The 25,694-nt window shown below is 41.6% G+C and carries 26 protein-coding genes and 2 riboswitches; of the genes, 19 read left to right on the forward strand and 7 right to left on the reverse strand.

The window, feature by feature from the left end:
• Positions 1-178: 178 nt before the first annotated feature.
• Positions 179-724, reverse strand: coding sequence for a chromate transporter (locus QNH43_RS12090; RefSeq protein WP_283918019.1), 546 nt, complete (start codon positions 722-724; stop codon positions 179-181).
• Between the two features lie 47 nt (positions 725-771).
• On the reverse strand, positions 772-1,401 hold the full coding sequence (locus QNH43_RS12095) for a chromate transporter (RefSeq protein WP_283918020.1): 630 nt from the start codon (positions 1,399-1,401) through the stop codon (positions 772-774).
• 254 nt (positions 1,402-1,655) lie between these two features.
• Between QNH43_RS12095 and QNH43_RS12100 the strand changes: the two genes are divergently transcribed.
• From QNH43_RS12100 to QNH43_RS12140, 9 genes are all read left to right on the forward strand, one after another.
• Positions 1,656-2,534 carry a LysR family transcriptional regulator gene (locus QNH43_RS12100; RefSeq protein ID WP_283918021.1) on the forward strand — a complete coding sequence of 293 codons (879 nt, stop codon included), beginning with the start codon at positions 1,656-1,658 and terminating at the stop codon, positions 2,532-2,534.
• A 388-nt stretch (positions 2,535-2,922) separates the two neighbouring features.
• Positions 2,923-4,914, forward strand: coding sequence for an alkyl/aryl-sulfatase (locus tag QNH43_RS12105; RefSeq protein WP_283918022.1), 1,992 nt, complete (start codon positions 2,923-2,925; stop codon positions 4,912-4,914).
• A gap of 294 nt (positions 4,915-5,208) precedes the next feature.
• Entirely contained in the window at positions 5,209-5,733 is a 525-nt protein-coding gene (locus QNH43_RS12110; protein ID WP_283918023.1) for an MFS transporter, read from the forward strand.
• Positions 5,700-6,446 (forward strand): MFS transporter, encoded by a 747-nt coding sequence (locus QNH43_RS12115; RefSeq protein WP_283918024.1) that lies wholly within the window; start codon positions 5,700-5,702, stop codon positions 6,444-6,446. Before QNH43_RS12110 ends, QNH43_RS12115 begins: the two co-directional genes overlap by 34 nt.
• Before the next feature lie 117 nt (positions 6,447-6,563).
• A complete protein-coding gene (locus QNH43_RS12120; RefSeq protein ID WP_076371510.1) occupies positions 6,564-7,469 on the forward strand; it encodes a LysR family transcriptional regulator in 906 nt (301 codons plus the stop codon).
• Positions 7,470-7,638: 169 nt separating this feature from the next.
• Positions 7,639-8,811 carry an acyl-CoA dehydrogenase family protein gene (locus QNH43_RS12125; RefSeq protein WP_283918025.1) on the forward strand — a complete coding sequence of 391 codons (1,173 nt, stop codon included), beginning with the start codon at positions 7,639-7,641 and terminating at the stop codon, positions 8,809-8,811.
• A 27-nt stretch (positions 8,812-8,838) separates the two neighbouring features.
• A complete protein-coding gene (locus QNH43_RS12130; RefSeq protein ID WP_283918026.1) occupies positions 8,839-10,413 on the forward strand; it encodes a class I adenylate-forming enzyme family protein in 1,575 nt (524 codons plus the stop codon).
• A 429-nt stretch (positions 10,414-10,842) separates the two neighbouring features.
• On the forward strand, positions 10,843-12,270 hold the full coding sequence (locus QNH43_RS12135) for an alanine/glycine:cation symporter family protein (protein WP_283918027.1): 1,428 nt from the start codon (positions 10,843-10,845) through the stop codon (positions 12,268-12,270).
• A gap of 184 nt (positions 12,271-12,454) precedes the next feature.
• Positions 12,455-12,673, forward strand: coding sequence for a YozQ family protein (locus QNH43_RS12140; RefSeq protein WP_283918028.1), 219 nt, complete (start codon positions 12,455-12,457; stop codon positions 12,671-12,673).
• Between the two features lie 118 nt (positions 12,674-12,791).
• Here QNH43_RS12140 and QNH43_RS12145 read toward each other — a convergent pair whose 3' ends face one another.
• From QNH43_RS12145 to QNH43_RS12165, 5 genes are all read right to left on the reverse strand, one after another.
• Positions 12,792-13,637 (reverse strand): energy-coupling factor ABC transporter ATP-binding protein, encoded by an 846-nt coding sequence (locus QNH43_RS12145; RefSeq protein ID WP_283918029.1) that lies wholly within the window; start codon positions 13,635-13,637, stop codon positions 12,792-12,794.
• Positions 13,638-13,655: 18 nt separating this feature from the next.
• On the reverse strand, positions 13,656-14,432 hold the full coding sequence (cbiQ, locus tag QNH43_RS12150; protein ID WP_283918030.1) for a cobalt ECF transporter T component CbiQ: 777 nt from the start codon (positions 14,430-14,432) through the stop codon (positions 13,656-13,658).
• On the reverse strand, positions 14,419-14,730 hold the full coding sequence (locus tag QNH43_RS12155; protein ID WP_076371496.1) for an energy-coupling factor ABC transporter substrate-binding protein: 312 nt from the start codon (positions 14,728-14,730) through the stop codon (positions 14,419-14,421). The genes cbiQ and QNH43_RS12155 overlap by 14 nt, the downstream gene beginning before the upstream one ends.
• 1 nt (position 14,731) lies before the next feature.
• The gene (locus QNH43_RS12160) at positions 14,732-15,475 is read right to left on the reverse strand and encodes an energy-coupling factor ABC transporter permease (protein ID WP_283918031.1); all 744 of its coding nucleotides are present in this window, start codon (positions 15,473-15,475) and stop codon (positions 14,732-14,734) included.
• Between the two features lie 20 nt (positions 15,476-15,495).
• On the reverse strand, positions 15,496-15,666 hold the full coding sequence (locus QNH43_RS12165; RefSeq protein WP_179086154.1) for a hypothetical protein: 171 nt from the start codon (positions 15,664-15,666) through the stop codon (positions 15,496-15,498).
• A riboswitch (cobalamin riboswitch) is annotated at positions 15,650-15,845 on the reverse strand. (Overlaps the previous gene by 17 nt.)
• Before the next feature lie 201 nt (positions 15,846-16,046).
• Positions 16,047-16,237: riboswitch (cobalamin riboswitch) on the forward strand.
• 149 nt (positions 16,238-16,386) lie between these two features.
• Between QNH43_RS12165 and QNH43_RS12170 the strand changes: the two genes are divergently transcribed.
• The 10 genes from QNH43_RS12170 to QNH43_RS12215 are packed head-to-tail and all read left to right on the forward strand — an operon-like array spanning position 16,387 to position 25,689.
• Positions 16,387-16,755, forward strand: a complete 369-nt coding sequence (locus QNH43_RS12170; protein ID WP_283918032.1) for a (2Fe-2S) ferredoxin domain-containing protein — start codon at positions 16,387-16,389, stop codon at positions 16,753-16,755.
• Between the two features lie 14 nt (positions 16,756-16,769).
• Positions 16,770-18,425 (forward strand): precorrin-3B C(17)-methyltransferase, encoded by a 1,656-nt coding sequence (cobJ, locus tag QNH43_RS12175; protein WP_283918033.1) that lies wholly within the window; start codon positions 16,770-16,772, stop codon positions 18,423-18,425.
• Between the two features lie 18 nt (positions 18,426-18,443).
• Positions 18,444-19,352, forward strand: a complete 909-nt coding sequence (locus QNH43_RS12180) for a sirohydrochlorin chelatase (protein ID WP_283918034.1) — start codon at positions 18,444-18,446, stop codon at positions 19,350-19,352.
• Positions 19,349-20,119, forward strand: a complete 771-nt coding sequence (gene cobK / locus QNH43_RS12185) for a precorrin-6A reductase (protein WP_283918035.1) — start codon at positions 19,349-19,351, stop codon at positions 20,117-20,119. Before QNH43_RS12180 ends, cobK begins: the two co-directional genes overlap by 4 nt.
• 12 nt (positions 20,120-20,131) lie before the next feature.
• Positions 20,132-20,779, forward strand: a complete 648-nt coding sequence (locus QNH43_RS12190) for a precorrin-8X methylmutase (RefSeq protein ID WP_034312499.1) — start codon at positions 20,132-20,134, stop codon at positions 20,777-20,779.
• Between the two features lie 5 nt (positions 20,780-20,784).
• Entirely contained in the window at positions 20,785-21,918 is a 1,134-nt protein-coding gene (locus tag QNH43_RS12195; protein ID WP_283918036.1) for a cobalt-precorrin-5B (C(1))-methyltransferase, read from the forward strand.
• Positions 21,893-23,095: a precorrin-6y C5,15-methyltransferase (decarboxylating) subunit CbiE gene (cbiE, locus tag QNH43_RS12200; RefSeq protein ID WP_434060196.1), complete on the forward strand. Its 1,203-nt coding sequence runs from the start codon at positions 21,893-21,895 to the stop codon at positions 23,093-23,095. The genes QNH43_RS12195 and cbiE overlap by 26 nt, the downstream gene beginning before the upstream one ends.
• Positions 23,088-23,795, forward strand: coding sequence for a precorrin-2 C(20)-methyltransferase (gene cobI, locus QNH43_RS12205; RefSeq protein ID WP_098371853.1), 708 nt, complete (start codon positions 23,088-23,090; stop codon positions 23,793-23,795). The genes cbiE and cobI overlap by 8 nt, the downstream gene beginning before the upstream one ends.
• Entirely contained in the window at positions 23,792-24,568 is a 777-nt protein-coding gene (cobM, locus tag QNH43_RS12210) for a precorrin-4 C(11)-methyltransferase (protein ID WP_076371480.1), read from the forward strand. Before cobI ends, cobM begins: the two co-directional genes overlap by 4 nt.
• The gene (locus QNH43_RS12215) at positions 24,565-25,689 is read left to right on the forward strand and encodes a cobalt-precorrin 5A hydrolase (protein ID WP_283918037.1); all 1,125 of its coding nucleotides are present in this window, start codon (positions 24,565-24,567) and stop codon (positions 25,687-25,689) included. The genes cobM and QNH43_RS12215 overlap by 4 nt, the downstream gene beginning before the upstream one ends.
• The last annotated feature ends 5 nt before the right edge of the window (positions 25,690-25,694 follow it).

Consider the following 25,694-nt stretch of genomic DNA (forward strand, 5'->3'; position numbering starts at 1 on the left):
AGGGTGTTTTCTTTATGGGTGAAATCTTCGCACCTTATGTCAGTATCAGTGTTCAAAAAGTAATCAAGGCAGTTTTCAATTCATCTGTTTGGTATTTCTTATGGTAAACAATTTTCAATAACCAAAATAACGGCTTCATTCCGGTCCATATTGATAATGGTTTTTCGTGCGGCATTTGTCATGAATAGAGGACAACCCCAACTAAACCAGAAAGAATAATTACATAGACTGGGTGCCAGCGTAATTTCATCAGGGCAAATAACGATAATCCAAAAACGAGTAATAAGCTTATCGTTTGCCATGAAAAGTTCGGGGCTATCATATGATTGGAAAGTGCTAAACTGATTGCTGCAAAGAGGATTAGACTAGTGACAATGGGTCTTAATCCATAAAACATGGATTGAATAACGGGATAATGATTCAATTTGCTGAAGAAGGTGGCTATAACGGTCACGAATATAATAGCAGGTAGCAAGATTCCGAGAGCGGATGATATGGCTCCAGCTAATCCAGCAGTCGAATAGCCAACGAGAATGGCACTATTGGCTGTGACAGGTCCTGGGGACATCCCGGAAATGGCGATTATATCGGTAAATTGTTGCGTCGTCATCCATCCATGCTGTGAGACTTCCGATTCTATTACGGGAATCATGGCGTATCCGCCTCCGAACGATACAAAGCCGATAATAAAGAAGGTGCTGAACAACTCCCACAATACCATCATTCTATCACACGCTTTCTTGAAAATTAGTTAGACCCTTTTTGATTTACCTATATGCCAGCACCCATGAAAGGTTCGAAATCATTTTCTACTTTTGTCATATCTTTTCTGTCCAACTTGACATCGTATCCTAATTTACTCTTAATGGAGATTGTCACGATACCCACTACAGCTCCTGCTACTATAACTATCACAGGGTGAAGAATGAAGAGGACTGGAATTCCTGCTAATAAAATACAGAAAGTTGATTTGTCTACAACAGCCGTTTTTCCTATCTTGATAGCCGCATAGGCGATGATGGCTACTATGGAAGCTCTGATCGATATGAATGCGGATTCTATCTTCGGATTATCCTGAATGAAAAAATACAAAATGCCTAGGAGCAGAACAATTAAAAAGGTAGGTAATGAAACACCGATCATGGCTGCCATTGCCCCCCTCATTCCGGCAATTCGATGGCCGATAAAGGTGGCGGAGTTTATGGCGACAGCTCCCGGTACGGACTGAGATAGCGCAAAAACATCCGTAACTTCTTCGCTTTTCATCCATTTCCTCTTTTCGACCACTTCTTTTTCAATTAAAGGGATCATCGCAAACCCGCCTCCGAATGTGACAGGTGCTATTTTAAAAAAGGTCCAAAATAAATGGAATAGAGTTTTCCATTGTCCTTTCATTGACATCAGTCACTTCCTTTGCCGCTAAGTTTAAATCTTATTACTAACATATCAAAGAAAAAGGAATGGGTAAATTGCAACAAAATCATCGGGTATAACAAAACGTTATACCCAGAAGATTTATCAGTTTTATAAAGAATGTCGCCAATAATTTAATAGCCTCGCTTATTCAGGGATATGGCACTCTTTTTTCATTTCACCATTTACCTTTATGATGCTATCATTTTAATTAACTATCTAAAAACATGGAGGTCGTTTTCTTGAAATTAGAAAATCTAAAAATGTTTTGTTTAGTGGTGGATGAAGGAAGCATAAGCCAGGCAGCGAGGTTAAGTTTCCTATCTCAACCAGCTGTAACAAGACAAATCCATCAACTGGAAAATTATTATAACACTTTGTTATTTGACCGTGAGGAAGGAAGGCTGAAAGTTACAGAGGCAGGAAAGTTGTTATACCCTTTTGCAAAAGCTATTGTAAATGACTTCAACCATTCAAAAGAAGTGATTCAGCAATCAACTGGCAAGTACAATGCAAACCTAATAGTAGGGGCATCCTTGACTATCGGTGAGTATTTGTTACCGAGCTTGCTTGGGAGATTCAAAAAACAACAGCCTGATATAAAAGTGACATTGACGATAAAAAATACCCCCCGGGTTCTTGAGGATCTTTCAAACGATGTCATTGATTTGGCCTTGGTGGAAGGACTTGTGGAAAACGGCGATTTTATTGTAGACAAGTTCGCAGAGGACGAATTGATATTGGTATGTCCGTCCGATCACCCATGGAAAGACAGAAAAGAAATCCAGCTTGAGGAATTGGGGAATGAAAGGATGATATGGCGTGAATCCATTTCAGGAACACGGCTTATAGTAGAAAACATGTTAAGGGAGCATGGGGTTTTAGAAAAAATAGATAGCTACATGGAGATTGGCAGCACACAAGCGATAAAAAGTGCGGTTGAAGCTGGACTTGGAATCAGCATTTTGCCAAGGTTGACAGTGGCCAGGGAATTGGAGCAAGGCTTTTTGCGGGAAGTGGATATTTCCAGGATAGATATAACAAGAAATCTATGGCTAGTCAGGAAAAACAAGCGTTTTAATAAAATTGGGGTGTCTAAATTTGTTAATTTCCTTCAATAAGAAAGGAAAATAACTTTGGTTTACATTACAATTGGCAGCGGTTTCAGTTTCCTGGTTTAAGGTGTGGCCCCAGCCCACTTACTTTGCAAAAGTCATGGCAAATTGAATATACCGCATATTATTCATAAAAGCTCTTCTCTATCGGGAGGGGCATTTTTTATTTGGATGTTCAGTTTACTGTTAGACGAACGAATGTTTGTAAATAAGCGGTTTATATATAAATAAAATTGAAGTTACTATTAGAAATAGGAAATATACTTAATGGCTAATTAATTATAAAATAAATTCATATTATTCTAAAAATTTATATAAAAAGAGAAAGTTTACTTCTTCGACAAACGGAATATAGACATGATATCTGCTTATTCAATCGAGAAAGGGGTATGAGATGTCCAAAGTATCTATTATGAAAGGAATTGTTTCCGTTCCCATTGTTTTTGCTATACTCGCAGAATCTTCTATTACAAATGCATCATCTGAAGAGCCAATGCCAGCAACATATGCAACTATTTCAGCAAATAAAGCTTTTTATGAACAGTTGAATTTTAAAGACAAGGAAGATTTCAAGGATGCACATAAAGGATTCATTGCACCCTTGAACATGAATCCAATAGAGAATTCAAAAGGTGACGTAGTATGGGATAGTAATCGATATTCATTCATCAAAGAAGATCAGCCGGCAAGTAATACTGTAAATCCTAGCTTGTGGAGGCAGGCACAATTACAAAATATAACAGGCTTATTTAAAGTGGTAGATGGCGTTTATCAAGTTCGGGGCCAGGATTTATCAGTACTTACCATTGTGGAAGGAAAAACTGGAGTAATAGTTTTGGATACACTTTCTACAATTGAAACGGCCAAAGCAGCGATGGAGCTTTATTTTGAACATCGACCCAAAAAACCGGTAAGTGCCATTGTTATTAGTCATAGTCATGCGGATCACTTTGGTGGTATAAAGGGCATTGCTCAGTACGCTGAAAATCCAGCTAAGGTGCCCATTATTGTTCCCGAAGATTTTAACGATGAAGCGCTAAGTGAAAATATTCTTTTAGGTAATATAATGTCCCGCCGTGCAGGTTATATGTTTGGAAATCTTTTACCCGCAAATGATAGAGGGTTTGTTACTTCTGGTATTGGCCCGGGATTAAGTAACGGAACTTTTAGCTATTTACCTCCAACAATGGAAGTAAAGGATGATATTCAAACGGTGGAAATAGACGGAATAGCATTTAAGTTTTTATTGACGCCGGATTCAGAAGCTCCATCAGAGATGCATTATTATATCAAAGATTACAAAACTTTAGTGGTAGCCGAAAACACCGGACACACGTTACATAACATTTATACATTAAGGGGAGCTAAAACCAGGGATACCTTGAAATGGGTGAAAGCACTTGATGAAACAGTCGATCTGTTTGGAAATGAAGATATAGATGCTATGGTTACCGCCCATACATGGCCCGTATGGGGAAAAGACCATGTTCTGGAGCAGTTGGAAAGTCAGCGTGATTTGTATAAATATATTCATGACCAAACCATACGATTAGCTAATTTAGGACTCACACCTGATGAAATCGCGGAAAAGTTAAAGCTTCCTGAAAAGTTGGATAAAGTTTGGGCCAATCGGGGGTATTACGGAACATTGAAACACAACGTAAAAGCGGTGTACAACTTTTATTTAGGATATTTCAACGCTAATCCATCCGATTTGGATACTTTACCACAAGAGGAATCGGGCGCTAAATATGTGGAGTATATGGGTGGGGAAAAAAAGGTCATTAAACGGGCAAAACTTGATTATAAAAAAGGGGAATATCGCTGGGTGGCTCAAGTCTTAAAGCATGTTGTCATGGCTAACCCCAAAAATACAGAAGCAAAAAATTTACTGGCTAATGCTTATGAACAATTAGGATACACAGCTGAATCTGCTGTGTGGCGTAATTTCTATCTTACCGGCGCAGATGAGTTAAGGAATGGTGTGGCAGACTCCAAGGGAACTGGCGGAATGATGAGTCTTGATACGCTGCTCAATATGCCAATGGATGATTTCCTGAAATTCTTGTCCATTAAATTAAACGGAACAAAAGCGGAAAATAGAAATATGACATTCAATATTACATTTAAGGATTCGAAAACCAATTACATGATTGATCTAGAGAATTCAGTATTGAATTTCAAGAAAGGGAAAATGGCGTCCAACCCTGATGCAGCATTAACAATGGATAGACTAACCTTTTATCAAATTGCTCTAGGACGTTTAGATTTATCCAAGATGGAAGCAGCCGGTAACGTTTCCATTTCCGGTGATAAAGAGCAGTTTGTAGATTTCTTGTCTTTGCTGGATCAATTTCAACCAAAGGTTAATATCGTTACTCCGTGATAATCACCTACTTTATATTCTGTAAACGGGATGAATCGGTGACCAATGTTTGCACCCACGAGTCAAATTTTTAGTCTCGTGGGTTTGAATGTATCAAATAATCTTGTAGGCATCCAGTCGTTTTAATAAATTCATTCATTGTTTTTAATGAATGAAACGCTCCTAAAAGTCACAGAACAAAAATCAATCAGTGAAAAGTGAATTTTCAAGCTTTGGCATTTTGAAAGGGATTGTAAGCGCTTCCCTTAAATGATTCAAAAGTTTTGTGAAATATAAAAAATGGAGTGATGAGGAATGCAGCTGTATGCAAGTAAGAAACGAAAATTAATGATTAGCGGCCTTTTATTTGTTGGAATGATTTTAAGCTTTTTTGATCGCGTTGCCATAAATGTCGGAATTATTCCCATTGCAGATGAGTTTCATCTCAATACGTCCCAGACAGGTTTTTTAATTAGTATATTTTTTGTTAGTTACTCGCTCATGCAACCGCTTGGCGGATGGATGACCGATAAATATGGAGCCAGGGTCATGGTTACTGTTTCTTTGTTTAGTTGGTCTTTGTTCACTGTTATGTCTGGGTTTGCTTGGTCATTTATGTCTTTATTATTCATTCGTTTTCTGTTCGGTTTAGGGGAGGGGCCTTTCTATCCTGCCAGTATGTCCACTATAAGAGATAACTTCCCGGAAGAAGAACGGGGCCGGGCAAATTCATTTTTCCTGTCTGCCCAGAATATTGGCGGGATATTAGGTACCGCTCTTGCCGCTTCGATGGTTGTAGCTTTCGGGTGGCGGGGCATGTTACCATTGCCGGGATTCTAGGGATATTAATTTCTTTCGGTATTTGGTTCATTCTAAAGCCTCAAGGAACTCAAGAGGTTAAAAAAGACAATCCGAAACAAAAAAAGGTAGCTCTGAAACTATTATTTAAAATCGAAAATATTTGGAAACTCATAACTTTCAAGTTTATCTCAAATATTATCAACTATGGCCTGATCACTTGGATGCCTATATATTTGGTTAAGGAAAAAGGGGTTGATTTAATAGCCGCCGGGGGTTTATTGGCAATCCCTTATGTTTTTGGTTTCTTGATGTTTAATGTAAGCGGATGGCTTCTGGATAAGCATATGGCTAACCGGGAGAAGTATCTTGCTGCTGCAGGAGCTTTATTATCCGCAATTTTTCTCTTTTTAATGTCTAATGCCACGTCCATAGCACTTTTCATCACTTATCTCACTCTCAACTCCATAGCACTGTCTTTCTTTGGGACCGTTCTATATACGATTATCATAAAATACTCACCAAAGGAACTTACGGGCTCTGCCTCCGGACTCGTAACTTTTGCTGGTCAAATTGCAGGTGCGGTTTCTCCTTTAGCCCTCGGTTTGATTATCAGTTTGTTTAATGACTCCTATGACGCAGCTTTCCTGTTTTTGGTGATAATGGCGTTGTTGGGTACGGTTGTTGCCGTTTCTATTAAAAATAATCGGGCACGACCGGCTAAAGAATACGAAAAAACAACTACCATTGTATAAAACTGGCACTCTGCTTTTGAGGAGACAGTTCGGGGAGCCTGATTCTTCATCTCTAAAATTGAAAGGGCTTTCTGTTCGAGGTATGATATTGGTAATAGGCTAGAAGGAGAATGAACCATGAATATAGAACAATTGGAATATATCATAAAGGTGGCCGAGGTAAACTCGATTTCCACGGCTTCTGAGAGCCTCCATATCTCTCAATCCGGAATCAGCATGGCCATTACCAGTCTGGAGAAGGAATTAGGTATAAAAATATTCAAACGGTCACGGTTAGGAACCATACCTACAGAAGACGGAAAGGAAATCATCCAGAAGGCTCTTGAAGTATTAAGCAAATTGGAAGAAATAAGAGACAGTGCGCAAATACATTCAGATACGATGGAAAAAGAGTTACGCCTATCATCTACACAAGGTTTATTTCTTACGGTTTTGCCTAAATCATTGGCATTATTTAAGAAGAAGTATCCCGAGGTGAAAATTGTGATTGAAGAAAAAGGGGGACAAGAGATAACCGAAGAAGTACTGAATGCTAAGATAGACATCGGGCTCTTGAATATTCCAAAGGTTAAACCAAAAGAAAATGAATTGGAATTTCAACCTTTAATGGAAGCAAAAGTGATTGTGTCGGTCAGTAAGAATTCCCCTTTAGCCAACCGTAAAAGCATAACCCCACAAGAGCTAATGGACCAAAATCTGGTCGTTTACAATGGACCAAGGATGAAGGCGTTCATCAAAGGTTTTTTTGATCATTACGGTGAGATGAATATTTTGTTTTTCACAAATAATACAGAAATCATCAAAAAAACCGTCGCTGAGGGATTAGCCATTGCCTTTTCCTATGATATTGGAATGAACAGCGACCCCTATTTCCTAAGCGGGGAACTTGTGGCCATTCCTTTGGTTGAGCTAGAAAATAATACAATGGAATTCGGTTATGTTCGCTCCAAGAAGCAGCATTTTTCAAAAGCTGCCAGAGAGTTTATAAAATGTCTCGAATTCTATACTGCTCTTAAATATTAGTTTCCTATGCTGAAGGGAACTAATATTTTTTTGTATTTACATCAATTTTTCTTATGTTTATATCATATTTCATTATTTTACTTAAATATTATTTACCTTTAAAATTAATTTTATAACATTTTAAATATTTGAATAGTTTGACAAAACCGAGAAATGAAAGGGGAAACTTATGGTAACAACGCAGGAAGAGAAATTAGAGGTACTTCAAACAAAGTTGCAGGCTTTCATTCAAGATGAATTGCTTCCATATGAACAGGAGCATGGATTGAACTCTGAAGAGGATATACCGATGGAAGCCATAAAATGGGCAAGAAAACGATCCAGGGAATTGGGTTTTTACGGAATTAACCTCCCTGAAAAGTATGGTGGACAAGATGTTAGCTTAAAAGGATTATGCATGTTCAAGGAAGAATTGGCCCGTTCCGGAGCGGTGTTATGGGGGCAGGTTATCGGCGAGATTGGCGGGCCGCTAAGAATTGGTCAAATGTTGGAAAGCTTTACACCGGAGCAAATAGAAAAATATGTGATGCCCGTCGTGAAGGGGGAAGCGAGCTGCTGTTTTGCCCTAACAGAACCAAATGCCGGATCGGACGCCTTTGCTATCGAAACAACTGCCGTTAAAGACGGAAATGATTATATATTGAATGGAAAAAAACATTTTATCAGTGCTGCACCCTATGCTGATTTCGCCATTGTCATGGCGAAAGAATTTCAGGAAGGAGGAAAAGGTAGAATCACTGCTTTCCTAGTAGATAAAAGAACACCCAAACATTCGGGGTTTGAACTAGGAGACATTCAAGTTCCCTTATCAGGAGAGCGCATACATGCTGAATTAAATTTCAATCAATGTCGAGTGCCTGCCGCCAATATAATCGGAGAACCAGGAAAAGGGTTGCTGCTCGGATTGAAGAGAATAAACACAAATCGCGCTTCCCATGCGGCCGGCTTTATCGGAATGGCTCAGCACCTTCTCAATTTATCTATTGAGCATGCTAAAACGCGAGTCCAACACGGCCGGCCCATTGGTGACTTCCAGGCAATTCAGCATATGCTTGCAGAAATGGCGACGGAAATCTATGCAGCAAAGTGCATGGTCTATGATGTGGTTGAAAAAATTGATCAAGGAAAAGAGGATCGGGCCGGCACGTCCATGGCAAAACTGTTTGCTTCAGAAGTAAATAGCCGTGTGGCTGACAAGGCCATCCAAATCTTTGGCTCCAAAGGCTTGGTAAAAGGTCATCCTGTAGAAAAAATGTACAGGAGTGCACGGATGTATCGGATTCTGAGTGGAACCTCGGAAATTCAAAAAAATACAATTGCCAAAGCATTATTAAAAGGGTAAAACCTTTTTCGAAGGAGGAAAAAATGCATGCTGCATAAGTTGACATTTCAGTCACTGTTGAATAAAGGAATGAAACGGTTCGGCGAACTGCCCGCAATTACCTTGTTGCCAAACGGGGAAACGATAACCTACGACGAGTTATGGAAGAAAACAAACCTTATCTCTTCTTATTTACTTCGCTTAGGTGCAGGAAGGGGTGTCCGCATAGCGACCATCATTCCAAACAGTTTGGAAAGTGTGATGTTTGGTTTGGCCATCCAGCAATGTGGGGCTACCTTAGTGCCATTAAGTGAAAAACTGGGGAAACGAGAAATACAATTCATCCTAAAGGAAGCAAAACCAGAAGTGGTCATAATAGCTACAAAGACACACTTTGACAGCTTCATTGAGTATTTGGAAGAAATGAAGAAGGAAGATGTCCATGTCATTGGGCTTCCTGGCTTTAATACTAATTATCCAGAGGAGTTTGAACGGTTTCAATGGCCCGGTGAAATAAATAATTTAGACTTGCCTTTAGCTGAAGCGGAAGACATTGCCCTTCTGTCATATACAGGCGGGACAACGGGGACACCGAAAGGCGTCATGCATTCCCAGAAGGGACTCGGCGCCGCCATACTTTCTGCCGCTATCGAAGACCCACTTGACGACCGAGACCGAGTATTGCTAAGTACGCCTATTGTGCATTCGGCCGGTTCATTACTTTGGAGATCCCTTGTTTCGGGCGTCCATGTCTATGTGATGGCATCATTCGACGCTGCAGAATTCATACGGGCGATAAAGGATCATGAAATTACGACGACATTCATGGTACCGACCATGTTATACAGACTACTCGATCAGACAAAGAAGATGGAATATGATATGAGCTCCATGCGCAATATTTTCTACGGCGCGTCACCAATTTCACAAAAGCGCCTTAAAGAAGCTTTTGAAGTATTCGGGCCCATTATGCGCCAGCAATACGGCATGACAGAATGTAATATTGTCATTACAAGACTATCGAAAAGCGCTCATGTATGGGCTTATCATAACAATTCGGAAATTTTGAGAAGCTGTGGAAAACCGTGCATTCTTACCGAAATTCGACTGATTGATGATGAAGGAAATGATGTAAAACCTTCCGAGCTTGGTGAAATTATCGTAAAATCGCCAGCGATGATGGCAGGCTATTATCAAAGACCTGATCTTACCGAGGAATACATCCGTGATGGCTGGTTCTACACTGGTGATATTGGTAAATGGGATGAAAGCGGTTACCTTTATATTGTGGATCGAAAGAAAGATATGATCATTTCAGGCGGGATGAACGTATATTCTTCAGAAGTTGAGCGGGTGGTGAACCTGCACCCTTCTGTTGCATTAAGTGCTTGCATAGGTGTTCCCCATCCAGATTGGGGAGAAGTAGTGTGTGTCGTTGCATCACTGCAAGAAGGGTTGAACTGTACTAGTGAGGAATTAATTGATTTCTGCAAACAAAGAACCTCAAAGTATATGGTTCCTAAAGTTGTCTATTTTCTAGATAAGTTTCCATTAACGCCGATTGGAAAAATTGATAAGAAAGAATTAAGAAAGCTGTTTGCACAAGGTATTTTAACCATCTAGGAGAGACATAAGGATATGATAAAAGACCTAATTTCAACATTGTGACCTACAGAAATCCAGAATATAAGATAAGAGAGGGCAGATGATTGCTAAATAAGCCTCGCACGTTAATCTGTGAGGCTTTTCTATATCTCGGTTGTTTTGAGTAGGAATTTTATTAACGTTACAATGAATTTAAATGAAGTGAGGATGAAAGATTATTATCTAAAGAAAATGATATTGAAATATTATATATTTCAATAGATTACACCAATTCATGAATGAAAAAAATAGAGTGTTAGGATATAATATATTATTGTATTGGAGATTCATTACGGAATTTCCTTTTTTTATGGCTTCATTTTGTTTATCTCCCCAATGAACAGGGAAATAAATTATAGCTGTATATGTTTTTATAATAATAATTAGAGTAAGTAGAGGGGTTTTTTAATGGAGATCTTAGAAAATTTTATTAGTGAGACAAATGATGTGTTATGGTCTTCCATATTGATCATCATGTTGATTGGATTGGGACTTTATTTTTCCGTTCGCACGAAGTTTGTTCAATTCAGGATGGTAGGGGAAATGTTCCGGCTATTGGGCGAAGGGGCCACTGCGGAAAAAAAAGGTGTGACATCCTTTCAGGCATTTTGTATTAGTACGGCTTCCCGGGTAGGAACGGGTAACCTTGCGGGTGTTGCCATAGCGATCACGATGGGCGGCCCTGGAGCCGTTTTCTGGATGTGGTTAATAGCACTGATCGGATCTGCTTCGGCTTTCATTGAAAGTACACTTGCTCAAATCTATAAGGTCAAGGATGGGGATGCATTCCGCGGCGGTCCTGCGTATTATATGGAAAAAGCATTGAATGCCCGCTGGATGGGCATTACTTTCGCTGTGTTGATTTCGCTTACATTTGGACTGGCATTCAACTCGGTACAAGCCAATACGATTACAAGCGCATTCAACGAATCGTTTGGGATCGAAAAGTGGGTTACGGCAATCATCTTGGCTATTGTCACGGCTGTCATCATTTTTGGCGGGATCAAAATGGTTGCAAAGGTCTCTGAAGTCATCGTTCCGATCATGGCAGGAGCCTATGTGATAGTGGCGTTGATTATCATCATCATGAATATCACCGAGTTACCTGGTGTTTTTGTCCTGATCTTTGAAAGTGCATTTAATGGCATAAAAGAAGTGGCTGGCGGAGTACTGGGAGCTGCCATGATGCAGGGAATCAAGCGCGGCCTATTTTCAAATGAAGCCGGGATGGGTAGTGCACCAAATGCTGGTGCGACGGCAGATGTCAGTCATCCCGTCAAGCAAGGGCTCATTCAGTCACTAGGTGTTTTTGTCGATACGCTCATCATTTGCAGTTCGACTGCCTTCATCATTTTGTTTTCAGGTCTTTATACATCGAAGGAAACGGATGGAATCGTCCTTACCCAAAATGCCCTTGGAACGGCATTGGGATCTTGGGCGGGTATTTTCCTTGCCATCATTGTATTGTTATTCGCCTTTAGCTCCATTGTGGGCAACTATTATTATGGAGAGTCGAACATTGGCTTCATCAATGAAAATAAGGTTTGGTTAAACATCTATCGTATTGCAGTCGTAGGGATGGTGATATTCGGTTCACTTGCCTCATTGGATTTTGTTTGGGGACTGGCTGACTTGCTGATGGCCCTTATGGCCATTATCAACCTGATCGCGATAGCATTACTAGGGAAGATTGCATTTGCTGCACTGGCGGATTATCAAAAGCAAAAGAAAAGTGGGAAAAATCCTGTCTTCCATGTGAACAATATTAAAGGTTTGAAGAATGTGGAATGTTGGGGTGACCCGTCCGATAATGTGGATGTGAGGAAGGAAGCCTAAGTTCTAAATAAGCTTGCATGTAGGGTCCTTGAAAGGGGATTTTACTTGTAAGCTTTTTTTGTGCCTTTTCCCTCCTTTTTTTATCATTATTGAATATTGCTTCAGTTTTTACACAAAATACCTTTGTCTTTAATACTGTTGTCAATGGATGATTGGACAATTTAAAAAACTAGGAGTGGAAAAAATGGATAGCAAGCAATCAAAAAATGAATCTTCAGAAATTGCCGGAAGAACATATGATGTCAGTGATTATAAACGGGAAGATGATTTATCTTCTGGACTGGCTACAACCCACGAACAAGTCTCGGATACTTATGCGGAAGGCGAAATAAAAGCAGTCGTTGATGATGTAAACGGAAGAGATATTGAACTTGCAAAAGAAAGAACTGAGGAAGAAAAGTAATAAATAATAAGATTTTTGTTTTTAGGAACAAGAATTATCGTCTGCCATTTAAAAAATATATCAGTTTTTTGATCCCCTAGCTTTTGGAAAGATGAAACAATAGCTAGGGGATGCTTAATTAAAAAATCCTTTCAGTCTCCAACATTTGAAGCAATTCGTCCTTCGTTCTTGGGTAAAGGTCCCGTACTAAAGGTTCCCTTGATTGAAGGAGGGCTTGAAACATTTCAAAAACCCACGGCTTCTCCAGATGTGCCTGCAGCAAAACGTCTTCATCATGGAAAACGGAGACGGGATCTCCTTGGTATATGACCTTACCAGCGTTCATGACAACGACTTCATCAGCCCATTGATAAGCTAAATTAACATCATGAGTTGATAGGATGATCGTTTTGTCATGGTGGTGGATACTGTCCAGCAGAGCCATGATCTGTCTTGAGAAATAAGGATCCAATCCAGCGGTAGGCTCATCCAAGAGCCAGACATCGGGTTCCATGGCGAGTACCCCAGCAATGGCGACTCGTTTTTTTTGCCCTAGGCTCAAAAAATGGGTGGGCCTGTCTTTCAGTTCGGTTACTTCCGTTTCAGCCATCGCCCAATTTACTTTCTCCTGGACGGCATTTCTATCCCATCCTAAATTCATCGGTCCAAACGATATATCCTGTTGTACATTAGCGGAAAAGAGCTGCGAGTCGGGATCTTGAAAGACGATCCCGACTTGATTTCGTAATGATAATAATGCTTTACGGTTATATTTCATTTTCTTGCCCTTAAATCTGATTTTTCCTGCCGTAGGTTGTAAAAGACCATTTAAATGGAGGAATAAAGTCGATTTTCCGGCACCATTATTGCCTAATAATGCTATCTTTTTACCATGTTGGATCGTTAGCGAAAGATCGTTTAAAGCGAACGTTCCATCCGCGAATTGATGGGTGAGGCCTTCTATATGAAAAATATGCTCGTCCATTCTTGGGTTGCCTCCAATTTAGAAAAATCCATTAATAAAGATTAAGCTTCCTAGTATTACAATCGCGAAAAGCCAATTGCGTGAGGAATATGTGTAAGTATCCTCGATATAGGAAAGGTTCTCCTGATAGCCTCTTGCGTTCATGGCCATCGTCAAATGTCCAGAGCGCTGCAATACTCCTAAAAATAATGATGAGATTAGTAATCCGAGAGATCGAATGCCTTTCCTTAACGAGCCATACCCCAGCCGTGACGCTTGTGATTGGTGAATGGCCAAAGCTGTTTCTAAAAAAATAAAAATGAAGCGATAGGTCAATTCTATTAAATCGACCAATAAGGAAGGCACTTTAAGTTTTCGCATCACGGATAGGATGACGGTAATGGGTGTAGTCAAGGTAAGGAAATATAAACAGCTGATGCTGCCTAATACGACAGTGATCAAATCGATCACTGTACCTACGCTGTCATCGCTGATGAATATTTGCCAGTTCCCGACCTTCCAGGACCACCATATATTCGAAATCGAAGTATATTTGCTTGTAAAAGAAAAAAGGATGGTAATTGTACCTGATAGTATAAAGAATCCTGGTAATAGAAGTAATTTAAAATAATAAGAAAGCGGGATTTTTGCCGCAAAAATGATTAAAGCGCTCATCACCATAAAAGTGATGAGCGAAACGGTCATATCCCTTACCGTTAACGAAAATAGCAAAAGGGAGAGTGCAAAAACCATCTTTTCCAACGGATGTACATCCTTTAGCCCATTGAAATAGGCATATTTATCAATGAGTAACATGCTTCGATTTCTCGGGAATTTCTTGTTTGGTTTGCTTATTCCTTTGTCTCGTTACACCTATGAAATAACCAATGAAACCAGCTCCGATTGCAGCTTGCAGCGCAAATAATAAGCTTTCGGTTTCTGCACCTGGCGGCTCCCAAATACTGTTGAACCATGGCTTGTATTCCGGCTGGATTTTGGTGATGGCTTCCTCAGCTTCGCCATCGGCACCGCCAAATTCCGTTCCTTGTTGGGTGATTAACGGTATGGTAGCAAGAATGACGACCAGGAAAAGCAGCAGTAAACTTTTTTTCATGTTAACGGGCCTCCTTAGATAAAACTCGCAGCAACTTCAATTCGCCTAGATTGTATTTTTTCAAGAAATTCATCACGACGACTGTCAATAACCCCTCACTGATTGCCAAGGGGATTTGGGTCAGGGCAAAAATCCCGGCAAATTTACTGAAAGAGGCCATGAATCCCCCTACCTCGGATGGAAAAGCAAGAGCAAGTTGAACGGAAGTTACCACATAGGTTCCCAAATCTCCAAAAGCAGCAGCCAAGAATACGGCAAGTGAAAAAGACCAACCCAATTTAGTTGCGCCCTTGAAGACGAAGTAAGCAAGGAACGGTCCGCAAACGGCCATGGAAAATGCATTGGCCCCTAATGTCGTCAATCCTCCATGAGCCAGTAAAACGGCTTGGAATAACAGAACGATGGAGCCAACGACACTCATGGCCAACGGTCCGAATAATATGGAACCCAACCCAACTCCTGTAGGGTGTGAAGAACTTCCCGTGACGGAAGGAATCTTTAAGGCCGATAATATAAATACAAATGCGCCCGAAAGGCCGAGAATCATTTTTGTTTCTGGGTTTTCCCTTACTTTGGACCTAATGGACCGGTAACCCAAGATTAAAAATGGAAGCGTAACTGCCCACCAGAATATAGCCCATTCAATGGGTAAAAAGCCCTCCATGATATGCATGGCCATTGCCCGTTTTGGGACAAAAAGCAGTAAAATGACAAAATAAATGGTTTTCCAATTGGTTCTTTTCATTCTTTCTCCTTTCAACACTTTTAATTTTTCTGATCAATCTTGAGAAGAAAGGCGCGCCCAACATAAAAAGCACTTCTCTCAAAGGAAAGAAGTGCGTAATGAACAGGAATTTTGCAGCATAAACCAACCATGGGCCTTTCTGCCTGATCCGCACACCCATCCTCGTAGGTTGAAACAGTTTCACGCTTCATGGCAGGTCTCCTGGCTTTGGTTCATCATCCCATTACATCCTTCCCATCTCAATTGACAGTGGATTAAAGTTAAAGTAATAGGACTTCCCTTTACAGTGGCGGGACCGCTCCGGATTTTCACCGGCTTCCCTTTTAAGCTGAATTCCGAAAAATTCAACACCATAAAACTTATGTAATTATTTTGAAAAATCTCGTATAGTATACCATAAAGAAAAAATTCCAGCTACACACTATTTTTTTTTATGACTAAGTTTGTTGCAAGGAAAGGCTTGTGGGCAGGATATACACTATTAAACTTTTCTAAACAGTCGGAATAAACTATTGAATTTTGATAAAGTTGTTATATGATAGATAAAGTTAGTTAGGAATGTTATTAAAACCAAATATTTCATTTTAAAAGTGCTCTTGTGTGAATAAGCAAGGGATAATAGGGAAATCGGTGAAAATCCGATGCAGCCCCCGCTACTGTAAACGCTGATGAAATTGTCGATAGCCACTGGCATTGTTGCCGGGAAGGGACAAAGTAAAATGAAGCGTAAGCCAGGAAACCTGCTTTTAAAATTGCATGATACTTTTCGGAGGGAAAGGTAGAAGGACTATGACGATTTTGGGAGAATGGGCATTTTTGCCTGGGGCTCCTCATTCATATAGTTTTTTAAACCTTGACTCTTATGTTAAGGTTTTTTATTTTGCCTTTTCCCTGAACGCAGGAGGAAGAAGATGACTACTTGGAACTTAAAGGGTACAAATACACATCTGTTGATTTGTAATGGGAGCAGCTGCATGAAAAAGGGCGGGGAAGAAGTAACCCAAGCGATTCGCGATGAAATTACTTCCAAAGGACTGGATTTGAAAATCCATACAACAAGGACACGCTGTAATGGAAGATGCAAGGATGCCTGCGTTGTGATTGCCTATCCTCAAGGAAACTGGTATCGAGTGGAAACGCCTGATTTCGGTCGGGAAATTGTCAGCCATATTGATGATGGGGAGTTTGTTCCACAAATGATCTACCAATTCAATGATGGGGAAATGACACCTAATCCAGATTTTCCTGCTCATACGGGTATTTCAAAGAACAAAGCGTAAAAGGAGATGTCTTAATGAGTACAAACGGTAAATTATTCGTCGTGGGCTTTGGCCCAGGGAATTTTGAACACATTACCAAACGTGCTGTCGAAGCCCTTCAGGAAAGTGACTACATCATTGGTTATAAAACTTATGTTGAGCTCATTCAGGGACTGCTTACAGATCAAACGATTATTAGTACGGGGATGACTGAAGAGGTATCACGTGCACAGGAAGCAGTGAAACAAGCGGAGCTGGGAAAGAAAGTGGCAGTAATTTCCAGTGGGGATGCCGGAGTTTACGGGATGGCTGGGTTGGTTTATGAAGTATTGATTGAAAAAGGCTGGAAAGAAGAAACTGGAGTGGGCATCGAAGTCATTCCGGGCATTTCTGCAATCAACTCTTGTGCATCTTTACTTGGGGCACCAGTCATGCACGATTCATGTACGATCAGCCTCAGTGATCATTTAACTCCTTGGGAACTGATCGCTAAAAGGGTTGAAGCAGCTGCAATGGCAGACTTTGTCATTGCCCTGTATAATCCGCGCAGCGGCAGGCGGACCAGGCAAATTGTTGAAACACAGAAAATTCTCCTTCGCTACCGTTCGCCCGATACACCTGTCGGGTTGGTGAAAAGTGCATATCGCGATAGGCAGGATATTGTCATAACCAATTTGAAAGATATGTTGAATCACGATATTGGAATGTTGACCACCGTCATTATTGGTAATTCATCCACCTTTTTATATGATGACAAAATCATCACACCAAGAGGCTATCAGAGGAAATATACTTTGAATTCGGAAAAGCAACCATTGAAGCCGCATCAGCGCCTGCAAAAAGAAGCGGAACCGTGGGCATTAGATCAAGAAGCGGATTCCGTGCAAGAAGCCTTCACCGAATCCGCTGGAGGAGTCGGATTACTTACAAAAGCACCAGGAAAGAAGCCAGATTCCTTTGAAATGGCAATGGAAGCACTGTCAAGAGTCAAGGGTCAAACCGTTCAGCAATCCATTGAGCCAATCGTTCAGCAAAAAATGGAGTCGGTATTCGAACTTGCAGTTAGTCCAGGTGTGGCGAATAAACAATTCACTCCCAAACAAATGATGACTCTTGCGGAAGTTGTCGGGGAAAAGGGCACGATGGAATACACGCCAAATCATAAAATCGTATTAAAGATTCCGACAACGAATCCGGAAGTGATTACGGGGAAATTGCAATCAGCAAACTTTCTATTATCGCCGATTGGAGATGTACTGACATTAAAAGCCTGTGATTTCTGTGATGGTGAAAAAACGGAATCCATTCCTTATGCGGATGAAATACATCGGGTGCTTGGCGGAATGAAAATGCCCAAGGAACTTAATATCGGTTTTAATGGGTGCGGGATGGCTTGTTATAGTGCTGTGATGGATGATATCGGGATTGTCTTCCGAAAAGGGAAGTTCGACTTATTTCTTGGAGCTAAACCGGTTGGAAGAACAGCCCATCCAGGTCAGCCGGTTGCGGAAGGCATTGAACCGGAACAGCTTGTTGAACTGATTACGGACATTGTCGCGGAGTATAAGCAAAATGCCCATCCAAATGAGCGGCTTTTTAAATACTTCAAACGTTCAAAAAAGATACAGAATTTTTCTTATCGGGACATCGCTCCCAAAATAAACATAGAGCCTGCGCCTTGTGAAGACTAATCAAGAGGGGGAAAGTAAATGAAAGCAGTTTTGTTCGTAGGACACGGAAGCCGCTTGGCTTCGGGAAATGAAGAAGTCCTTCATTTTATTGAAAATATGATTCCGGCATTGGATGAGCGTTTCCTTGTAGAAACGTGCTTCTTGGAATTTGCGGCACCGAATATATCCAAAGGCATTGATAATTGTGTAAAACGAGGGGCTACTGAAGTTATCGTCATACCGATCATTTTGTTGCATGCAGGACATTCGAAATTACATATCCCAGCTGAAATAGAGGATGGGAAAACCAAGTATCCGGAAGTGAAATTCACATATGGCCAAACAATCGGGGTCCACCATGATGTATTGACAATCCTGACAGACCGGCTTGAGGAAGCGGGATTCGATACAACCTCTGAACAGGCTGAGACAGCAATATTGCTAATTGGCCGAGGTGGCAGTGATGCTGATGCAAATAGTGATATATATAAAATTTCACGATTATTATGGGAAAAATTAAACGTTAAATGGGTCGAAACAGCTTTCATGGGTGTAACGGACCCGCACGTTGACGAAGGTATTGAACGATGCATCCGCTTAGGGGCAAAAAAAGTAGTGATGCTGCCATATTTCCTCTTCACAGGGGTGTTGATGGAAAGAATGGAGGATATGCTAAAAGGCTTTCAAGAGCTATATCAAGATCAAGAATTCATTTTGGCGAAGTATTTTGGATATCATCCAACATTACAGAATATTCTGCAAGAACGAGTAATTGAAGCTAGTGAAGGCAGATCAAGCGGGGCACGTGATTTGGAAAACTATCGTAAACATGTCGAGGAACATGGACATGCCCACCATCATCACCATCACGACCACGATCACGATCACCATCATGATCACGACCACGATCACGATCACGATGGGCAAGTGGTGGGGACGTCCAAATGATTTTGTTTTTGGCGGGTACAAGTGATGCAAGGGAATTAGCGATTGAGATTCAGCAGGTGGGATTCAAGGTTTTGGCAACTGTTGTAACCGGGTCGGCAGCTAAAAGTTTGCAAGATGCAGGCATATCCACCCGGATTGGCCGATTAACTGCAGAGGATATGACATCTTTAATCTCTGAAAAAGGTTTTCGGGCTGTAGTTGATGCAAGTCACCCATTTGCCGAAGAAGCATCCAAGAACGCCCTTAACGGAGCAAAGGCAGCAAATGTCCCTTATATTCGTTATGAGCGTGAAAGTCAACGGTTTCAGAATGATAAGTTGATAGTTGTCCGTGATTATGAGGAAGCTGCCAAGCTCGCCGCTGCGAAACGGGGAGTCATCATGCTCACGACCGGAAGTAAAACCCTGGCCGTGTTCGCAAAAGAATTGGTAGGGCTAGAGAATACAAGAGTCATAGCGAGAATGCTGCCACGCATGGACAATATGGAGAAATGTGCGCAGCTGGGCATTGAACAAAAAAATATCGTTGCGATTCAAGGGCCATTTTCCAAAGAATTAAATAAAGCTCTATATGAACAGTATGGGGTCACATTGATGATTACGAAAGAAAGTGGCAAGGTCGGTGCGGTTGATGAGAAATTGGAAGCGGCGTTGGAATGTGGAATAGAGACGATCATGATATCGCGACCGGATGTTGACTATCAAAATGTTCATTCCAGTTTTGATCATGTCATCGACGAGTTGAATAAACAACTAATTGAAAAATAGGAGGAATACAAGATGGACTTTAAAACGGATTTTAAACCACTAACGGTAGACCCAGACAAAATATATGATTATAGCTTCTCAATCATAGCTGAAGAAATGGGCAATCATGATTTTTCTGAAGATGAATGGAAAATCGTCCGCCGGGTCATTCATGCTTCAGCGGATTTTGAATTGGGAAGAAGTGTCATCATCCACCCAAATGCCATTCAAGCTGGTGTGGAAGCCATTCGCAAAGGTAGACATGTCATTGCGGATGTGCAAATGATCGAGAGCGGTACAGGCAAAAAAAGATTTCAAAAACACGGCGGGGACGTTCATTGCTATATTTCAGATCCGGATGTAATGGTCGAAGCAAAACGTTTGAATACGACAAGGGCGATCATTTCGATGCAAAAAGCCGTTAAGGAAAATGAAGGGGGCATTTATGCCATTGGCAATGCACCTACAGCTTTACTTGAGCTCATTCGCCTTATTAAAGAAGGGATTGCAAAACCGGACTTAATCATTGGAATGCCTGTTGGGTTTGTTTCTGCAGCAGAATCTAAAGAGGAACTCGCTAAGATCACGGAGGTTCCATTCATTACGAATATTGGCCGAAAAGGCGGAAGTACTGTCACTGTTGCAGCATTGAACGCAATTTCCCTTTTAGCTGATAGTTAAAAATCATGGAAAAGAAAGTAAAAAAAGACCCCTCGCAAATGCGTCATGGGTATACGACAGGGGCATGTTCGACTGCCGTGACTAAAGCGGCATTGACTGCATTGATCACGGGGGATGCACTTGAGGAAGCGACGATTTCCTTGCCCATCGGGCGAGATGCCACTTTCACTATTGAGAAATATGATATATCGGAAAATGCTGTTAGTGCCGAAACGATCAAAGATGCCGGAGATGATCCCGATGCCACCCATCTGGCACATATTATCGCAACTGTCAGCTGGTCTGATGCACCTGGGATTATCCTGGATGGAGGGATAGGTGTGGGTCGTGTGACCAAACCCGGGCTTCCTGTCCCTGTAGGAGAAGCGGCCATTAATCCTGTACCGCGAAAAATGATTTTAACCACTGTGAAACAAACATTGGAAGAATTTAAGATCAATAGAGGAGTGAAAGTCGTCATCTCCGTGCCTGCAGGTGAAGAAATAGCGAAAAAAACATTAAATGGCCGCTTGGGGATTGTGGGGGGCATTTCCATTTTAGGAACAAGGGGCACCGTCGTCCCTTTTTCCAGTTCAGCCTATATGGCAAGCATCGTCCAGGCTATCAGTGTCGCCAAAGCGAGTGGGTGCGAGCATCTTGTCTTAACCACTGGCGGGCGCAGTGAAAAGTATGCGATGGGCCTTCTCCAGGATTTACCTGAGGAAGCCTTTATTGAAATGGGTGACTTTGTGGGCTTCTCACTTAAGCAATGTAAGAGGCAGGGAATTAAAAAGGTATCATTGGTCGGTATGATGGGTAAATTTTCCAAAGTGGCCCAAGGTGTGATGATGGTGCATTCAAAAAGTGCCCCGGTCGACTTCGGTTTTCTATCGGAAATAGCCAAGGGCGTCGGAGCTGATGATGATCTTGTTCTTGAAATCAAGAATGCAAACACAGCGTCACAAGTCGGGGACATGATGTCAGCGATAAATAATTTTGATTTTTTTAATAAACTATGTGAATCCTGCTGTAACTCTGCCATTAAGCAAGTGAAGGGCGGAATTGAAATGGAAACGGCGATTTATTCGTTGAAAGGACAATTACTGGGAAGGGCTGTTGGAATTGAGTCAATCGATGAAGTTAATCGGGATAGGGGATAACGGTCAGGAAAGCTTACTGCCCCAATATGCCCAATGGATAGAAGAAAGTGAAGTGCTGGTCGGAGGTGAACGGGTCTTATCGTTTTTTCCGAACTACTCTGGCAAGAAGATTGTCATAAAGGGCGGTTTGAACAAGGTGGTGGAACAACTGCAGGATGAAACTCGTCCAACAGTTGTCTTAGCTTCCGGTGACCCATTGTTTTATGGAATGGGAGGCTATCTTTCCAGCAAAATCAACATAGAGGTTTACCCATATTTCAGTTCAATTCAGCTTGCCTTTGCAAAAATGGGTGAAAGCTGGCAAGATGCCTTCCTAGTTAGTGTTCATGGACGCAGTATGAAAGGTCTGGCCCAAAGGATAGATGGGAAAGCGAAAGTAGCTTTGCTTACTGACATCGAAAATAGTCCAAATCAACTTGCTAAATATCTCATTTCATTCGGAATGACTGAATACCGGGCATTTGTGGCTGAAAATCTTCAAGGAGAAACCGAAGACTCTGGCTGGTATGAACTTGAAGAAATGATGGAGCGGGAATTCTCCCCGTTGAATGTCGTCATTTTGAAAAGAAAATCAGAAGGTCCAAGCTGGTCCTTGGGGATAGAAGATGAAGAGTTTTCGCAGCGTAAGCCCGACAAAGGACTCATAACCAAAAAGGAAATTCGGGTATTAAGCCTGCATGCGCTGAATCTCAGGAAAAACAGCATCGTTTGGGATGTTGGGACGTGTACGGGCTCAATGGCAATTGAAGCGGCCAAGCTTGCATCCGAAGGCCAAATTTTCGCAATTGAAAAAAATGAGCCTGATTTAGAAAACTGTTATCAAAACCAGCGTAAATTCCGTACAGATATAACGGCAATTCATGGTAAAGCTCCGCAGGGGCTGGAAACTTTTCCGGATCCTGATGCGATTTTCATTGGCGGGACTGGCGGCGAAATGGCAGATCTCATCAATACATGCTGCAAACGGCTTAAAGAAGGCGGCAGGATCGTTCTGAATGCAGCGACGATTGAGAATCTTTACAGGGCTAATGAAGCATTTGCTGAAGCTGGTTTTCACACTTCCATCATGCACGCCCAAATCTCCAGAAGTAAGCCAATATTGGGAATGAACAGATTTGTTCCGCTTAATCCGGTTTATATCATTACTGCACAACGAAAGGAAGACATGAATGAGTAATCTTGGTACATTATATGGCCTTGGCGTGGGCCCGGGCGATCCAGAACTTATTACAGTAAAGGCATTTCGCGTGATCCAGGAATCTCCGGTCATTGCGTATCCAAAAAAAAGAAAAGGGAGTAAAAGCTACGCCCATCGCATTGTTGAAGTTTACATTCGTCCTGAAGAGAAGGATATGCTGGGACTGGTATTTCCGATGACGAAAGATCAAGCGATTTTGGATCGGGAATGGAACGGAACGGTTGAAAAAGTTTGGCAAAAATTAAATGAAGGTAAAGATGTTGCTTTCGTTACGGAAGGCGATCCGCTTTTATATAGTACGTTCATACATATGATGAAATTGATGCAGGAGCTGCATCCCGAAGTCGAAATCAAGACAGTCCCGGGCATTTCTTCTTTTAATGGGTCAGCGTCAAGGCTGGGCATCGCTTTGGCTGATGGTGATGATCATGTTGCGATAGTTCCTGCAAGGGATGACTATGAAGCGATGAAGAAGGCGATCGAAGATCATGATGCCGTGGTGTTCATCAAAGTGGCAAAGGTCATCGATTTAATGATCACCGTTTTAAAAGATTTGGACTTGCTTGAAAAGGCCTCGGTCGTAACCAAAGTCACTTCCGATGAAGAAGTGATTTGGAAAGTGAGTGAATTGGAAGGACTTGAACTGGAATACTTAACATTGATGGTGGTGAGAAAATGAAGATATATATTGTAGGTGCTGGCCCAGGTGACCCGGATTTGATTACTGTAAAAGGATTGAACATTCTCCAAACGGCTGATGTGATTTTATATACGGATTCATTAGTTAATGAAGAATTGATTGCTAAGGCAAAACCCGATGCCGAGGTGCTAAAAACGGCTGGTATGCATTTGGAGGAAATTGTTGGCATCATGGTTGAGCGTGTTAAAGAAGGAAAGATGGTTGCTAGAATCCATACAGGGGATCCTGCCATGTACGGTGCAATCATGGAACAAATTGTCCTTTTGAAGAAAGAGGGTATTGGTTATGAAGTGATCCCTGGGGTAAGTTCGGTATTCGCCTCGGCAGCGGCAATAGGTGCAGAGTTGACTATTCCTGATTTAACTCAGACACTCATATTGACGAGGGCTGAAGGGCGTACGCCTGTTCCGGAATTTGAGAAGTTACGTGATTTGGCAAGCCACCACTGTACGATTGCCCTTTTCTTGAGTGCGACCTTGACTAAAAAAATCGTTAAAGAACTCCAGGAAGCCGGTTGGAAGGATGATACTCCGATAGCAGTCATTCAACGGGCAACATGGCCGGACCAAAAAATCGTCCGTACCACGTTAGTGAACTTAGATGATGATATGCGTAGAAATGGTATCCGCAAGCATGCGATGATTTTGGCTGGATGGGCGTTGGACCCTACCATCCATGATAAGGATGAATACCGTTCCAAATTATATGATGCGAGTTTTACCCACGGTTTCAGAAAAGGTGTTAAGCCATGATCATTGAATTGAAAGAAGCGGAACTTGCTCCCATTAAACGGTCTCATACTTATGCGATCGTGGCGATTACAAAGCATGGTGTCGAGCTGGCACGAAAATTACATACCGTTTTTTCGAATTCCGATCTATATTACATGAGCAAGTTTGAAAAAGGGGACGAAGAGCATAAACAGATCCAGCTTTTTTCTGGCAGTGTCCGTATGCTATTACCCGCTTTATTCAAGGAATATAAAGGAATCATATTAATTATTTCACTCGGTGCGGTAGTCAGGATGATTGCACCAATTTTGAAGGATAAGAAAACGGATCCGGGTGTCGTTGTCATTGATGATAAAGGGGAAAATGTCATCAGTGTACTGTCAGGGCATCTGGGAGGAGCAAATGAACTGACTAAGGAAGTTGCTGCAGCCCTTGACGCAAGAGCCATAATCACCACGGCATCGGATGTTCAAAAAACGATTCCTGTCGACTTATTCGGACAGCGCTTCGGCTGGATTTGGGATTCTGCAGAAAAATTGACGCCAGTGAGTGCGTCTGTTGTAAATGAAGAGCATGTTGCCGTTGTACAGGAATCAGGTGAACGGAATTGGTGGACTTATGAAACGGCATTACCCGAACGCATAATCGTATACCCATCCATTGAAGAAGCGCTTCAAGCAAAGCCGCAAGCAGCGCTGGTCGTAACTCACCGTATTCTTAGCCAGTCGGAAAAGAGGATCCTTGAAAATGGGATCGTATATCGGCCAAAAGTCATTTCTCTAGGTATCGGGTGCAATAGGGGAACAGCTGCAGCTGAAATTGAACAGGTGATTGCAGAAACACTAGCGGAATTATCGTTTTCCTTAAAAAGCGTTAAAGCGATCTGTACAATTTCCTTAAAGAAAGACGAAATCGGCTTGATTGAAGTGGTTGAAAAATACGGTTGGGAATTCGTGCATTATGAACCGGAAGAGCTTAATCAAGCCAAAATCGAAGCGCCATCGGAAACAGTATTTAAATACACGGGTGCATATGGTGTGAGTGAACCGGCTGTGAGGATTTATACTAAAGCTGAACAATTGGAGCTGGTTAAGAAAAAATCGGGTAACGTAACCATTTCAGTTGGGATCATACCTTTTTAAGGAGG

Source organism: Peribacillus simplex, from assembly GCF_030123325.1.
In the GTDB taxonomy this organism is placed as follows: Bacteria; Bacillota; Bacilli; order Bacillales; family DSM-1321; genus Peribacillus; species Peribacillus simplex_D.

Coding starts and splice junctions, on each gene's coding strand:
- QNH43_RS12090 (WP_283918019.1), bottom strand. CDS start 724: ATGATGGTATTGTGGGAGTTGTTCAGCACCTTCTTTATTATCGGCTTT.
- QNH43_RS12095 (WP_283918020.1), bottom strand. CDS start 1,401: ATGTCAATGAAAGGACAATGGAAAACTCTATTCCATTTATTTTGGACC.
- QNH43_RS12105 (WP_283918022.1), top strand. CDS start 2,923: ATGTCCAAAGTATCTATTATGAAAGGAATTGTTTCCGTTCCCATTGTT.
- QNH43_RS12110 (WP_283918023.1), top strand. CDS start 5,209: ATGCAGCTGTATGCAAGTAAGAAACGAAAATTAATGATTAGCGGCCTT.
- QNH43_RS12120 (WP_076371510.1), top strand. CDS start 6,564: ATGAATATAGAACAATTGGAATATATCATAAAGGTGGCCGAGGTAAAC.
- QNH43_RS12125 (WP_283918025.1), top strand. CDS start 7,639: ATGGTAACAACGCAGGAAGAGAAATTAGAGGTACTTCAAACAAAGTTG.
- QNH43_RS12130 (WP_283918026.1), top strand. CDS start 8,839: ATGCTGCATAAGTTGACATTTCAGTCACTGTTGAATAAAGGAATGAAA.
- QNH43_RS12135 (WP_283918027.1), top strand. CDS start 10,843: ATGGAGATCTTAGAAAATTTTATTAGTGAGACAAATGATGTGTTATGG.
- QNH43_RS12140 (WP_283918028.1), top strand. CDS start 12,455: ATGGATAGCAAGCAATCAAAAAATGAATCTTCAGAAATTGCCGGAAGA.
- QNH43_RS12145 (WP_283918029.1), bottom strand. CDS start 13,637: ATGGACGAGCATATTTTTCATATAGAAGGCCTCACCCATCAATTCGCG.
- cbiQ (WP_283918030.1), bottom strand. CDS start 14,432: ATGTTACTCATTGATAAATATGCCTATTTCAATGGGCTAAAGGATGTA.
- QNH43_RS12155 (WP_076371496.1), bottom strand. CDS start 14,730: ATGAAAAAAAGTTTACTGCTGCTTTTCCTGGTCGTCATTCTTGCTACC.
- QNH43_RS12160 (WP_283918031.1), bottom strand. CDS start 15,475: ATGAAAAGAACCAATTGGAAAACCATTTATTTTGTCATTTTACTGCTT.
- QNH43_RS12165 (WP_179086154.1), bottom strand. CDS start 15,666: ATGAAGCGTGAAACTGTTTCAACCTACGAGGATGGGTGTGCGGATCAG.
- QNH43_RS12170 (WP_283918032.1), top strand. CDS start 16,387: ATGACTACTTGGAACTTAAAGGGTACAAATACACATCTGTTGATTTGT.
- cobJ (WP_283918033.1), top strand. CDS start 16,770: ATGAGTACAAACGGTAAATTATTCGTCGTGGGCTTTGGCCCAGGGAAT.
- QNH43_RS12180 (WP_283918034.1), top strand. CDS start 18,444: ATGAAAGCAGTTTTGTTCGTAGGACACGGAAGCCGCTTGGCTTCGGGA.
- cobK (WP_283918035.1), top strand. CDS start 19,349: ATGATTTTGTTTTTGGCGGGTACAAGTGATGCAAGGGAATTAGCGATT.
- QNH43_RS12190 (WP_034312499.1), top strand. CDS start 20,132: ATGGACTTTAAAACGGATTTTAAACCACTAACGGTAGACCCAGACAAA.
- QNH43_RS12195 (WP_283918036.1), top strand. CDS start 20,785: ATGGAAAAGAAAGTAAAAAAAGACCCCTCGCAAATGCGTCATGGGTAT.
- cbiE (WP_434060196.1), top strand. CDS start 21,893: ATGAAGTTAATCGGGATAGGGGATAACGGTCAGGAAAGCTTACTGCCC.
- cobI (WP_098371853.1), top strand. CDS start 23,088: ATGAGTAATCTTGGTACATTATATGGCCTTGGCGTGGGCCCGGGCGAT.
- cobM (WP_076371480.1), top strand. CDS start 23,792: ATGAAGATATATATTGTAGGTGCTGGCCCAGGTGACCCGGATTTGATT.
- QNH43_RS12215 (WP_283918037.1), top strand. CDS start 24,565: ATGATCATTGAATTGAAAGAAGCGGAACTTGCTCCCATTAAACGGTCT.